The organism is Empedobacter sp. UBA5036, assembly GCF_002415215.1.
GTDB lineage: Bacteria > Bacteroidota > Bacteroidia > Flavobacteriales > Weeksellaceae > Empedobacter > Empedobacter falsenii_B.
In genome coordinates this window covers 32,448-45,536 of the sequence record NZ_DICC01000060.1, presented here as the reverse complement: position 1 = coordinate 45,536, position 13,089 = coordinate 32,448, and the positions used below count along the sequence as shown (strand labels likewise).

The 13,089-nt window shown below is 31.2% G+C and carries 12 protein-coding genes and 1 pseudogene; 2 read left to right on the top strand and 11 right to left on the bottom strand.

The window, feature by feature from the left end; all coding sequences use genetic code 11:
- Positions 1-114 precede the first annotated feature (114 nt).
- From B4J88_RS11465 to B4J88_RS11425, 9 genes and pseudogenes are all read right to left on the bottom strand, one after another.
- Positions 115-370, bottom strand: a pseudogene (locus B4J88_RS11465) (Txe/YoeB family addiction module toxin).
- Positions 371-625 carry a type II toxin-antitoxin system Phd/YefM family antitoxin gene (locus B4J88_RS11460; RefSeq protein ID WP_221855065.1) on the bottom strand — a complete coding sequence of 85 codons (255 nt, stop codon included), beginning with the start codon at positions 623-625 and terminating at the stop codon, positions 371-373.
- A 119-nt stretch (positions 626-744) separates the two neighbouring features.
- Positions 745-1,041 carry a Dabb family protein gene (locus B4J88_RS11455; RefSeq protein WP_221855064.1) on the bottom strand — a complete coding sequence of 99 codons (297 nt, stop codon included), beginning with the start codon at positions 1,039-1,041 and terminating at the stop codon, positions 745-747.
- A 12-nt stretch (positions 1,042-1,053) separates the two neighbouring features.
- Positions 1,054-2,361: a DEAD/DEAH box helicase gene (locus B4J88_RS11450; RefSeq protein WP_180906721.1), complete on the bottom strand. Its 1,308-nt coding sequence runs from the start codon at positions 2,359-2,361 to the stop codon at positions 1,054-1,056.
- A gap of 27 nt (positions 2,362-2,388) precedes the next feature.
- Entirely contained in the window at positions 2,389-2,922 is a 534-nt protein-coding gene (locus B4J88_RS11445; RefSeq protein WP_221855062.1) for an STM3941 family protein, read from the bottom strand.
- 85 nt (positions 2,923-3,007) lie between these two features.
- Complete coding sequence (locus B4J88_RS11440; protein WP_221855060.1) at positions 3,008-4,771, bottom strand: AMP-dependent synthetase/ligase; 1,764 nt, start codon at positions 4,769-4,771, stop codon at positions 3,008-3,010.
- A gap of 545 nt (positions 4,772-5,316) precedes the next feature.
- Positions 5,317-7,092, bottom strand: coding sequence for an AMP-dependent synthetase/ligase (locus B4J88_RS11435; protein ID WP_291067688.1), 1,776 nt, complete (start codon positions 7,090-7,092; stop codon positions 5,317-5,319).
- Between the two features lie 131 nt (positions 7,093-7,223).
- Positions 7,224-8,990, bottom strand: a complete 1,767-nt coding sequence (locus tag B4J88_RS11430) for an AMP-dependent synthetase/ligase (RefSeq protein ID WP_291067687.1) — start codon at positions 8,988-8,990, stop codon at positions 7,224-7,226.
- Positions 8,991-9,095: 105 nt separating this feature from the next.
- Entirely contained in the window at positions 9,096-9,749 is a 654-nt protein-coding gene (locus B4J88_RS11425; RefSeq protein ID WP_291067686.1) for a class I SAM-dependent methyltransferase, read from the bottom strand.
- Positions 9,750-9,856: 107 nt separating this feature from the next.
- On the opposite strand from B4J88_RS11425, the gene B4J88_RS11420 reads away from it, so the two are divergent.
- A complete protein-coding gene (locus B4J88_RS11420; protein WP_291067685.1) occupies positions 9,857-10,438 on the top strand; it encodes a DUF6642 family protein in 582 nt (193 codons plus the stop codon).
- Positions 10,439-10,502: 64 nt separating this feature from the next.
- Positions 10,503-11,903, top strand: coding sequence for an alkaline phosphatase (locus tag B4J88_RS11415; protein WP_291067684.1), 1,401 nt, complete (start codon positions 10,503-10,505; stop codon positions 11,901-11,903).
- Between the two features lie 54 nt (positions 11,904-11,957).
- Here the strand turns inward: B4J88_RS11415 and B4J88_RS11410 are convergent, their stop codons facing one another.
- Positions 11,958-12,404 carry a VOC family protein gene (locus B4J88_RS11410; protein ID WP_280050962.1) on the bottom strand — a complete coding sequence of 149 codons (447 nt, stop codon included), beginning with the start codon at positions 12,402-12,404 and terminating at the stop codon, positions 11,958-11,960.
- A gap of 28 nt (positions 12,405-12,432) precedes the next feature.
- Complete coding sequence (locus B4J88_RS11405) at positions 12,433-13,089, bottom strand: DUF2461 domain-containing protein (protein ID WP_038330630.1); 657 nt, start codon at positions 13,087-13,089, stop codon at positions 12,433-12,435.

The following is a 13,089-nucleotide window of genomic DNA, read 5'->3' as shown; positions in this document are numbered from 1 at the left end:
TTTTCAGAAATCATTTGCAAATTTACGGGTATTTGTAACGATTATTTGCTTATTTTGATAGAAATTCGTGATTATTGTATGATAGATTATATTGTTGATTGATAAAGAAGTATATCAATCATAATGAAAACGACATTTCGCAATTTGAATTTCATCTTCTACAACACGATATATTAACCGATGTTCATGATCTATTCTTCTCGACCAAAATCCTGCATATTTATTTCAAAGCTTCTGGTTTCCCCAGACCATCAAAAGGATTTCGAGCAATACCTTTAATCAATTCATTGATCTTTTTCAATTTAGATTTATCTGTTTTTTGCCAATACAAATAATCTTCCCATGATTCATCAACAAAAACGATTTTCATCTATTCTTCAATTAACTCCTTTGTAAACGTTTTCTGAGTTTTTAATTTCTCAATTGCAGCATCCAAACGCTCTTCATTTTTGCGAGAAGAAAGCTCATGATTCGTAGCCATTAGCGAATTATACTCTTCTAATGACATAATAACAACACCAGAATTTTTTCCACGATTAATAATCAATGTTTCAAAATTATTCGTCACACGATCAAAATATTCTTTAATATCTTTTCTAAATTCAGAAATATTTGTTATCAACATATGTACAATATTTTGTACAAAAATAAGTATAATTAATTATAAATAAACTTGATTTATAAAGTTTTAGAAAATAAAAAAATCCGTCAAATGACGGATTTAAGGTTATATTTTTCTAACGATTAATCTGCATCATAGATTAATACTCGTTTTGCTAATTTATTTGGACCATTCAAAAACTCGATATGTTGTGGATGTTTTTGATACGTCTCAAATTGTTCCATCGTTTCGAAAGCTGCAAACAAAGAAAACGAATACGAAGCGTCGATAACATCTCTTTCGATATTTGCTGGTGTTCCAACATGAAAAAATACTGAAGGAGCAATTGGTTCTAAATCTTTCAAAGCTTGATGAAATGTATTCACTTCAGCTTCTGTAGCGTCATCTTTTAACCAAAATAGTACGTGGTGTGCTAACATAAAATTCTATTTTTAATATGCAATTTGCATTTTTACTTTCTTATTTTTTACTTTTTGACCGTTCAATTTTTTCAATAAGTCCGGAACTTTTTTACGGTTAATCGCAACATACGAAGTGGTATCTTTTACCTCAATAATTCCGACATCGTTTTTTTCTAAACCTCCTTTTTTGAACAAAAATCCAACAATATCAACTTTGTTTACTTTGTCTTTTTTTCCTGCAGAAATATAAATCGTTTGGTAAGGTGTACGTTCTGGAATCTTATATGTTCCACCTAAATTTTCGACAGGTAAATTTTCATTTACAAACGGAAAATGTTCTTCATTGCTAATAATTAAATACACAAAACCTTTCGCATTCATACGTGCTGTACGTCCATTTCTGTGAATAAAAGCGGCTTCTTTTGCAGGTAATTGATAATGAATAATCGAATCTACTTCTGGAATATCCAAACCACGCGCAGCCAAATCTGTTGTAATTAAAACTCGAACCGAATCATTTCTGAATTTCAGTAACGCACGTTCGCGTTCGTCTTGTTCCATTCCACCATGAAAACTTTCACGCGCAATTCCTTTTTCATGCAACAAATTACTAATACGGTCGACAGCATCACGGTGATTACAGAAAATCAACATGCGTTTGCTTCCAATTTTGCAAATCAAATTAAATAAAGTATCCAATTTTTCTTCTGAAATGGTGTTAACCACTTTCATATGTAAATCAGGCTTTACCTCGATTTGTTTTAGATAGCTCACAATTTTTTCGTCATTCAATCCAACAAATTCTGGAATATTTTCCATTTCTGTAGCAGAAGTCAAAATACGTTGTTTCAAACCAGAAAGTTGCTCTACAATAAAGCTCATATCTTCTTGAAAACCTAATTCTAACGCTTTATCAAACTCGTCTAAAATTAAAGTTTGAACAGTCGAAGGATCAAAATTTTCGTTACGCAAATGATACGCAATACGTCCTGGAGTCCCAATTAATACAGCTGGAGCTTCTAACAAAGTATTTTGCTCAACTTTTGTATTGTGACCTCCATAACAACACGTTACTTTATAATCAGACTTCATCGATTTGAAAACTGTTTCGATTTGTAAAGCTAACTCACGCGCAGGAACTAAAATTAAGGTTTGAACACCTTTTACATCTGGATTTAAATCTCTTAAAGTCGGAAATAAAAACGCCAATGTTTTACCAGATCCTGTTGGTGATAATAAAATTAAATCTCGTTGATTTTCGGACATTTTGAATGCTGAACGTTGCATTGCATTCATATCTTTGATGCCCAAATTTTTATAAAGTAAATCGATTTGCATGCTGCAAAAATAGTCTATTCTTTCGAATTAATCATTTTTTGAAGCTGTAGAAATCTTATAATCTTCCATAAATTCATCAAAAAGATTCATGATTTCGAAGTGATTTTTATCTAAAGTATTTGCGTCAAACGAAACAACAGCGCCATACATTTTATTCCAAAATCTCATACGTGCTTGTAAGAATTTCTGCGTTTCGTTATGGATAAAATCGTCTGCATCAATAATTTTTATATTAATGACACGTTGGCGAGGCAATTTCAGTTCTTCAATTTCTAAAATTTTTCCCCATTCAATATAATTCAAATGATCCGTAGGTTTGTAAACAATTCCTTTTTTATCAATCAATAAAATCAATTGTTTTTTCATCAATTTTTTGATTGAAACGATGATGAATAGTAAACTTGGAACAAATAAAACTCCGCTTAAAATTTTTGCAGTTTGCGGAGAATTAACTTGATTGGCGTTTAGAAATAAATAAATTGAACAAGCAAAAAATAAAAGACTACCGAATAATAATCCCCAATTGCTTGTTTGTTTTGCGTAAACTTTAACTGAATTCAATTGATTTTGTTTTTACAAAAATATAGATTTTAATCTTAATTAAAGGTTATAAAAAAGAGTCTCAAAAAACTGAGACTCTTATTAATTATCCAAAAATTTCTTGGTATTGTTTCTTGTATTTTTCTAAAATAATTTTACGTTTAAATTTTAACGTTGGCGTTAATTCTCCACCTTCTACGGTCATTTCATTTGGAATAATTGCAATCTTTTTGATTTGTTCCCAATGTCCAAAATGATTATTCAGTTGATTGATTTCTTCTTCTAATTTCTTTTTGACAACATCGCTTTTCTGAAATTCATCATGAGGAAGATTTACAATTTCAAGAGCATTTGACTGCGACCATTTTTTTAGATTTGTATAACTCGGAACCACAAAAGCTCCAGGAAACTTCTCACCTTCTCCAACAACCATCAATTGCTCGATGAATGGCGATTCTACCATTTTCATTTCGATTTGTTGTGGAACAATATATTTCCCTCCCGAAGTTTTGTACATTTCTTTTTTACGGTCAACAATTTTCAAGAATTTATTGTCTATCCATTCTCCAATATCACCCGTGTATAGCCAACCATCTTTGATTTCTTCGGCAGTTTTTTCTGGTAAATTATGATAACCCATCATCACAATATCACCTTTTACTAAAATTTCGCCATCATCAGCCAATTTTACTTCAACACCTTTCAACGGAGGTCCAACAGTTCCTATCTTTTTACCTCGACGAAAACAATTCACCGCAATTACTGGCGAAGCTTCTGTCAATCCATAACCTTCATAAATTGGAATTTCGGCAGCTAAAAATACGCGAACAATTCGTTGTTGAATCGCTGCACTTCCCGTTACAATGGCTTTTAATTCGCCACCAAGTCCTTCGTACCATTTGTGTAAAACTAATTTTCGGGCAATTGCTAATTTCAAATTATAAATTGTAGAACGCTGATCATCTTCTAACACAAACTCATCGCCAACTTTTACAGCCCAATCAAAAATAGATTTCTTAAAACCTGATAATTGAGCTCCCGTTTGCATGATTTTTTCATAAACTTTTTCAATCACACGAGGAACAGCCGTAATCATATGCGGTTTAATTTCTTTTAAATTATCGCCAATCTTCTCCATCGATTCTGCAAAATATATCGAAATCCCCATGTACACATACAAATACTGAATTGTTCGCTCATACGCATGACAAGCAGGAAGAAAGGTCAAAGCACGATCATAAGGATCAAGTGGTGTTGAATATTCGCAAGCCATAACATCTGCAATAATATTTTTGTGCGACAACATCACACCTTTCGGATTTCCCGTTGTTCCTGATGTATAGATTAAAAAAGCTAAATCTTCGTGCTTTACATTTGCGGCACGTTTGTCTATTTCTTCTTGTTGAATTGTTTTTCCTTTTTCGATTAAAACATTCCAACTTTCTGTATTTTCAAATTCATCAATCGAGTACAGTTGCTCTAATGAAGGCAATTTTGTTTTGAGTTGATTGATTCGCGTATACAAATCGAGATTACTTGTAAAACACAATTTTATAGCCGAATCGCTAAAAATATATTCGTAATCGCTGTCAGAAATATTCGGATAAATCGCTACCACAACAGCTCCGATTTGTTGTATCGCATAATCTATCATATTCCATTCGACACGATTTTCTGAGATTAATCCCACTTTTTCACCTGGTTGAACTCCACAAGCGATTAATCCTTTTGAGATTGCATCAACATGTTCTAAAAAAGTTGTGGTTTTCATTGGTTTCCATTCTCCATTTTGTTTGGATACAAACATGGATAAATCAGGAAACTTTTCCAGCTGACGTTTTGGTAAATCAAAAATTCTGGTTGCTTCCATAGCGTACTTATAGTTTTGTAATTTTGAAAAGAATTCGTCGAAAATAGCGTAAAATGATGAGTTTTTCAAAAATTTTATCTTCAACTTAAAAAGAATTATATTCGTCATAACTATTACAATTATGAAATATCTAATTTTATTTCTCTTATTATTTTACTCTTGCAGTTCTGATTTTAAAAAGTCTTATATAATTGGAGATATTAAATTATATGAATTACAATGTTCTGGACACTATTATTTAAGCACTGATAATTGTGATTGTAAACATTTACCAACTAATTATTTTATTCCAAAAGGAGAAAATGATTCATTTTTTGAATTATTCTTAAGAGAGAATAATGGTAAACTTCAAGTTAATTCACTTTATAATGAATTTGAAACTCATGGAAATAGCTAAGAGAAAGTAGATTTTATTATATATACCGATAACGCTTCTTTTATGGATAGTATTGAAAAAGTAGATTATACTGTGATTCGTGGTTATACTAACGAAAGAATGAATCCATAAAAAAATCCCTCAACTCATTATGAATTGAGGGATTTTTTTATTTATAAATTTCTTCGAATTCTTTCTGATATTTCTTTAGAATAACTTTACGTTTTAATTTCAAAGTTGGAGTTAATTCTTCACCTTCAATCGTAAATTCATGCGCTAAAATTGCTGGTTTCTTAATCTGTTCCCAATTTCCAAAAAACTGATTTGCTTTACGAACTTCTTGATTAATTACTTTATGAACTTCTGTAGATGCTATGAATTCATCGCGAGAAAGATTACTAATTTCAGGTGCATTTTCTTTTGCCCATTCTTTCAGATTTGCATAATTCGGAACAATAAAAGCTGACGCAAATTTTTGCGCATCACCTACAACCATTGCTTGCTCAATAAAATTTGATTCGACAAGTTTTGTTTCAATTGGTTGAGGAACAACATATTTTCCACCAGAAATTTTGAACATTTCCTTTTTACGATCAATGATTTTCAAGAAATGACCTTCTCCTTCCTCCCAAACTCCAATATCACCTGTGTGCAACCATCCATCAATAATGACCTCATCGGTCGCTTTTTGATTTTTATAATAGCCCATCATCACATTAGGACCTTGAACCAAAATTTCTCCATCTTCGGCTAATTTTACCTTAACATCTTTTATTGGTGAACCCACAGTCCCTATTCGAACACCTAATTTATGCGGATTATTTACAGTGATTAAAGGCGAAGTTTCCGTCATTCCATATCCTTCAAAAAATGGTAATCCAGCCGCCATAAAAACACGCGCAATTTTACCTTGCAACGAAGCACTTCCCGAAATAATATATTTGAAATTACCTCCTAACGCTTCATAAAATTTATTCAAAACTAATTTTCGAGCTAAAGCTAACTTCACATTATACACCAAAGATCGTTTCTTCGCATCAGGTTCATATTGAGAAGCAATATTAATCGCCCAATCAAAAACTTTTCGTTTTTTTCCTGTTAAAGCGCTACCTGTTTTTAGGATTTTCTCATAAACTTTTTCCATTACACGAGGTACAGCAGTCATGATATGAGGTTTTACTTCATTGATATTATCACCAATTTTTTCAAAACCTTCGGCGAAATAAACCGTTACACCAATATATAAATAAGTATAAATTACAGTTCTTTCGTATGTATGACAAGGCGGTAAAAAAGTCAAACCTCTTGTTCCTTCTTCTAACACTACAATTTCTTTTGCCGCAATAAAATTCGAAACCAAATTATTATGAGATAACATTACACCTTTCGGTTTTCCTGTTGTACCAGACGTATAAATTAAAGTTGCTAAATCTGAATTTCGGACAATTGAACTAAGGTTATTTACATATTCGTCTGTAATATCTTTTCCAATTTCTTTTAATTCTGACCAATTTCGAGAATCTGGGAACTCATTAATAGCAAAAACGTATTCTAAACTATAAATTGTGCCAAACATTTTATTGATACGTTCATACAAATTTTTTGTACTTACAATACACAATTGTATTTCTGCATCATTGAAAATAAATTGATATTCAAAATCTGTAATATTTGGATAAATCGCTACTACAACAGCACCAATTTGCTGAATTGCAAAATCAATTACATGCCATTCATAGCGGCTTTCACATACAAGTCCTACTCGATCGCCAGGTTTAACTCCCAAAGCCAATAAACCTTTAGAGATTTCTCTTGTTTGCGCAATAAATTCGGATGGTTTTGTAAACTTCCATTCGCCATCTATTTTACTTGCAAACATATTATGATTGGGATAAAGTTCTTGTTGACGATAAGCTAAGTCAAAAATTCGTGTAGGATTATTCATTTTTTAAATACTAAACTTTATAAAAAAGAGTGCAAATTTGGTGCAAAATTTTCATAAATCAGTTTTATTTCATGAAAAAAGCAAGATTAATAAAAATCTTGCTTCATTATTTTTCTAAAAAATTGATGTTTTTATTGATAAATCCCGTCAATTTCTTTTTTATATTTTTCTGAAATGATTTTACGTTTCATTTTCAAAGTTGGCGTTAATTCTCCCGCTTCAATTGTGAATTCATAAGGCAATAAATGGAACTTTTTAATCTTTTCCCAATTTCCAAAATTGACATTTAATTTATTGATTTCATTTCCTATCAATTCATAAATTTTTGGATGCGTTAAAAATTCTTCACGAGGTAAATTAATCAATGAAGATTCATTTGTTTTTGCCCAATCAATGCAGTTATCATATGAAGGAATAACCAAAGCAGCTGGGAATTTTCGTCCTTCTCCCACAACCATAATTTGTTCGACATAATTAGATTCTGAAAGAATTTTCTCAATTTGTTGCGGAACAACATATTTTCCTCCAGAAGTTTTGAACATTTCTTTTTTACGATCGATAATTTTTAAGAATTTATTATCAACCCATTCGCCAATATCGCCCGTATACAACCAACCATCTTTCAAAACTTCAGCAGTTGCTACTGGATTTTTATAATATCCTTGCATGATATTTTTCCCTTTTGCTAAGATTTCTCCGTCTTCAGCTAATTTAATTTCAATATCAATCAAAGGAATCCCTACAGTTCCAATTTTCATTCCACGTTTGATACAATTTACAGATAAACAAGGCCCAGCTTCTGTTAAACCATAACCTTCGTAAATTGGAATTCCGGCAGCTAAATACAATTTCAATAAACGAGTTTGTAAAGTTGCACTTCCCGAAGCAATTCCTTTTACATTACCACCAAGCGCTGCTTTCCATTTCGAAAAAATTAATTTTCGAGCAATGTTTAATTGAAATTTATACCAAGCAGAAAGCTTCGATTCGTCTAAATCATACTGCTCTCCTAACGAAATTGCCCAAAAGAATAAAGCTCTTTTAACTCCTGTTAATTGTTCACCAGTCGCCATAATTTTATCGTAAACTTTCTCTAAAACACGTGGAACAGCCGAAAAAATATGCGGTTGAACTTCTTTCATATCTTGCCCAATCGAATCCATTGATTGCGCAAAATAAATTGGTAAGCCCATTTTAATGTACACATATTGAAAAACGCGTTCATACGCATGACAAGCAGGTAAAAAAGACAACGCTTTATCATACGCTTTTACAGGAAAAGAATATTCGGAACTATTAACATCAGCCAATAAATTTTCGTGAGAAAGCATCACACCTTTCGGATTTCCAGTTGTTCCAGAAGTATAAATAAGAGTTGCTAAATCAGTTGGTTTTACATTATCCATATTTGTTTGTAAAACCTCATCAGAAATAGAAATACCTTTCGAAATTAACTCAATCCAATTTGGAGTATGCGGATAAGTATTAAATGTATAAACTTGTTCAAGATTTGGAATACGATCTTTGATTCCTAATAATCGTTGATACAACGCGTCATTGCTCACAAAACAAAGTTTGATTTCGGCATCATTTAGAATAAATTCGTAATCATTGTCCGAAATATTGGGATAAATTGCCACAACGACAGCTCCAATTTGCTGAATTGCAAAATCTACTAAATTCCATTCCAAACGATTTTCGCTAATCAACGCAACTTTATCATTTGGTTGAACGCCATTTGCAATCAAACCTTTCGAAATATTATTTACTCGATTGATAAAATCTGTTGTCGAAATTCCCTTCCATTCTCCTTTTTCTTTGTAATTAAAAATAGAAATGTTAGGTGTATTTTTTTCTTGAAATCGAGGTAAATCGAATACTCTTTGTGGTTGTTTCATATTCTTGAAATAAGGATACAAATTTCTGCTAATTCTTTCTACTTTAGAAATTATTTGTTCATTCTTTTCTCAAAAAAATTAAGTTTATTATCAATAAAAATCATTTTACTTTTTTGCAATAATTATACTATACTCTCTTTCAACTTTTTCGCCAGCTTTGCTAATTACACTTTCCGAAAATGTTTTTGTATCTTCAATCGAAAATTTAGCAGATTTCAATAGTTTTATCACTTCATCTTCTGTGTACAAATTGAAGCCAAATTGAGTAAAAGGCAATGTTTCCATAAATTCTTTTTTAGCAAAAGTAAGCGCAAATTTCCCGTTGAATTTCAAGACTCTATAAATTTCACTCAAGAAAAGTTTAGGATTTTTCCAAAAATAGATTGTATTCACCGTAAAAATTTTATCAAATCGTTTTTCATAAAAATGAATTCTTTCATCCATAATTATTTCAAACCTAATATTTGAATTCAAATAATCAGAATTGTTCATAATAGCACTATTTTTCATGACTTGTGAAAGTTCTAAACCAATATATTCTAAACCTTTTGCTTGATTCAATACATAAGGTAAGTGCTTACAATTTCCATGACCTAACTCTAAAATTTGTTCTTGATTTTGTAATTGTAAATGATCTATTGTCGTTTTCGTCATGCCAAAATTACTTTCACTCATTTGCTCACCAACTTCAATCCCCTCGTCTCCATTTGGACAACTCAATTGTTCCGCAAGGATTTGTAAATCAATATTATTTTTCATTAAATTCATTTATATAGAATAATTCTAAATTAATAAATATTAATCATTATACGCGTGATTTTAATCATTTAAAAATTACATCTTACCTTTGAAAAATAGTAAAATAGATGAAGGATATTATACGAACTGAAGACGAAGATGATTTCAAACTGTTTTGTTTGGAATCTGTAGCAGATATTGAAGAGCAAAATGATTCGCAATTATTGGAATTTTTGGAACATTTGGCGCGAGAATTTCAAATTACAAATGTTTATAAAACGACCGATAGCTTTGAAGGTTTCGAGGAAAGTTTGACCAATCTTCTTTATCATGATAAATATTTTAGAGATTATAAAATCATTTATTTAGTTTTTGAAGGCGAAGGAAATCAAATTCAAATTGATGATTATTACTATAGTTTGGAAGAAGTAGCAGAAATTTTTCAAGGAAAATTAACTGATAAAATTGTTCATTTTGCGAATACAATGAATTTAGATTTGGAAGACGAAAGTTTTCAATATTTTATTGATGTGACAGGCGCAAAAGCCTTATCAGGATACGTAAACCCTTCTCCAATTTTGAGTACAATTTTAGATCAATATTATTTTTGTTTAGCAAAAGAAATTGATGACGAAGAAGAGCTTGTACATGCATTGTTTGATAAACACGCCAATATATGCCTGAAATTAGGATTTAGATTGTATCATTAATAAGATTTAACAATAAGCTAAAACACTTCTCAGAAATAATCTATTCATTTACAAAAATAATAAAATGGATAGACGTAAATTTCTTAGAGGATCGGCATTAATTTCTACAGGCTTAATTCTAAATCCTTTCGATTTATTTGCTCAAAATAAAATCAAACCTAATCTTTCTACAAATTCTGCAAAGAATATTATTTTTATGATAAGTGATGGAATGAGTTCCGGAACTCTTGCTATGGCTAATTTGTACAACATACAATTGCATGGAAAAAATGGTAATTGGATAAATCTTTATGAAGAAAATAAAGTAAAAAGAGCTTTAATGGACACCGCTTCTGCAAGTTCTATTGTTACCGATTCAGCTGCTGCAAGTTCAGCTTTTGGAGGTGGAATTCGTGTGAAAAATGGCGTATTAAATATTAGCACGAATGGAGAACATCATGTTCCGATTTGGCAAAAGTTCAAAAAAGCGGGTAAAAGAACAGGGTGTGTGACTACAGTTACTATTACTCATGCCACTCCAGCTGGTTTTTGTATAAATTCTGCAAGTAGAAATGCAGAACCAGAGATAGCTGAAAAATATGCCGAAATTGGCATTGATGTTTTATTAGGTGGTGGTGATGAGTTTTTTAATTCATCCAAAAGAGAAGACAAGAAAGATTTGTATGCTATTTATAAAAATAAAGGCTATCAAATTGCGAAAACAAAGGAGGAATTAGGAAAATCTCAAAACAATAAATCTCTATTAGGTATTTTCAATACTGGAGCAATTCCTTACGCAATCGATCATAAAAATCTCTCAAAAAATAAATCTATTCCTACACTTGCCGAAATGACTAAGGTTGCGATTGATAATTTGAAAGATCATCAAAATGGTTTTGTATTGCAAGTAGAAGCTGGAAAAGTGGATTGGGCGGCACATGCAAATGATGTTGCAGGATTAATAAATGATCAAATTGCATTTGATGAAACAATCAAAACTGTAATGGATTTTGCTGAAAAGGATGGAAATACGTTAGTTATCATCACAACTGATCACGGAAATGCAAATCCAGGAACTATTTATGGAGCTGATGTAAACAAAAAATTTGAAAGTATTGTTAATTATAAATATACCAACGAACATATTTTGAATGAAATTCACGAAGATTTTAATATACAAGAAATCAAAGATTGGATTGTCGAAACAAATGGTTTTAGTTTAACTGATGATGAAGCAAAACATATGTTAGATTTTTACAAAGGTTTGGATAAAGAAGAAGGATTATATAATTTCAAAAAGCTTCCGTTCAAATTTTTCTCTGAAATTCAGAAAAAACACAACAATGTAGGTTGGATAAGTATGGATCACTGGGGCGATTATGTAGAATTAGCTATGTATGGACCAGGAAGTGATTTGTTGAAGCCATTTGTAAAAAATACAGATCTTCATCAACTTATGTTACAAGCAACGAACGTAAATGTATAGTAAACAAAAACCTCTCAAGTTGAGAGGTTTTATGTTTTATTCTTAAACTATATTTTACATCGAATGCGCTTTATTTCCTTCGAAATGAATCATCCAAGGTGTTCCAAATTGATCAATAAAAGACGCATAAAGCTCAGCAAAAAACTGCTCAGCCAAAGGCATTTCTAACGATTTTGCATTTACCGAAAGACGATCATATAATTGATGCGCTTCTGCGGGATTATCAACATCAAGCATAATGTAATTATTATTTCCAGCTTTGTATTGATGTCCAAATTCTTCAATAATATCAGAACCCATTAACATTGTTGTTTCATTAATAAACAATGCCACATGCGAAACTTTATCCTTTGCACTTTCTGGAATCTGAAATTCTGGATTTGGCGGCATATCTACCATTTTATACATCCCAATATTTTGCGTTTCAAAAACAGTTTCATAAAACTGAAATGCCTTTTCGCAATCTCCGTTAAAATTTAAGTAAGCGTGTACTTTAGCCATAATATAGTGTTTTTTTGTGATTATTTTTTTAATATAATGGTTGACCATTTTCATCGGTTGTTAAAACCTCTGTCATATAATTCAAAAATGGTTGAAGAACCTGAATTGATTTCGCCACTTTCTGCGGAAAATCTTTTGCTAAAACTTCTTCATCCGTGAAATTCTTGATAAATAAATATTGCTTTTTACGCAACAATTCAATTCGCTCATGATCTTTCGAAAAACCTTTTGGAGCAGATTTCACTTCTTCTCCTTGCATTTCTCCAAACTCATTCATAATTGTTTTGGATTGAAGAATCTTCGCTAATTCATCCGAAACTTCAATATCTTTTCTAATACGAAGCAAATCATCGCGCTCTGGTCCCCAAAAACCAACACCTATAAAATTATGATTCGGTTGAATATGGAAATAATACCCACCTCTATTAAGTGGCTTTTTGCGACCTGTTTGCGCAGAAAAATGAGTTTTATAAGGAGTTTTATCATGAGAAAAACGAACATCTCTATAAATTCTATAAATTTTAAGCGGTTCTAATTCTTCCTTTTTACTTAATTCTTGGTAAATCACATTGAAAATTGAATCTGCTTCAGCTTTCGCTGTATCAAATTCAACTTTATGTTCTGTAAACCATTCGCGGTTATTATTTTTTTCTAATTTTTTTAAAAATTTATCGATTTGTGACAT

Excerpts from the sequence above, each read along its gene's own strand:
- B4J88_RS11460 (WP_221855065.1), bottom strand. The coding sequence starts at position 625 with ATGTTGATAACAAATATTTCTGAATTTAGAAAAGATATTAAAGAATAT.
- B4J88_RS11455 (WP_221855064.1), bottom strand. The coding sequence starts at position 1,041 with ATGTTAGCACACCACGTACTATTTTGGTTAAAAGATGACGCTACAGAA.
- B4J88_RS11450 (WP_180906721.1), bottom strand. The coding sequence starts at position 2,361 with ATGCAAATCGATTTACTTTATAAAAATTTGGGCATCAAAGATATGAAT.
- B4J88_RS11440 (WP_221855060.1), bottom strand. The coding sequence starts at position 4,771 with ATGGAAGCAACCAGAATTTTTGATTTACCAAAACGTCAGCTGGAAAAG.
- B4J88_RS11435 (WP_291067688.1), bottom strand. The coding sequence starts at position 7,092 with ATGAATAATCCTACACGAATTTTTGACTTAGCTTATCGTCAACAAGAA.
- B4J88_RS11430 (WP_291067687.1), bottom strand. The coding sequence starts at position 8,990 with ATGAAACAACCACAAAGAGTATTCGATTTACCTCGATTTCAAGAAAAA.
- B4J88_RS11425 (WP_291067686.1), bottom strand. The coding sequence starts at position 9,749 with ATGAAAAATAATATTGATTTACAAATCCTTGCGGAACAATTGAGTTGT.
- B4J88_RS11420 (WP_291067685.1), top strand. The coding sequence starts at position 9,857 with ATGAAGGATATTATACGAACTGAAGACGAAGATGATTTCAAACTGTTT.
- B4J88_RS11415 (WP_291067684.1), top strand. The coding sequence starts at position 10,503 with ATGGATAGACGTAAATTTCTTAGAGGATCGGCATTAATTTCTACAGGC.
- B4J88_RS11410 (WP_280050962.1), bottom strand. The coding sequence starts at position 12,404 with ATGGCTAAAGTACACGCTTACTTAAATTTTAACGGAGATTGCGAAAAG.
- B4J88_RS11405 (WP_038330630.1), bottom strand. The coding sequence starts at position 13,089 with ATGTCACAAATCGATAAATTTTTAAAAAAATTAGAAAAAAATAATAAC.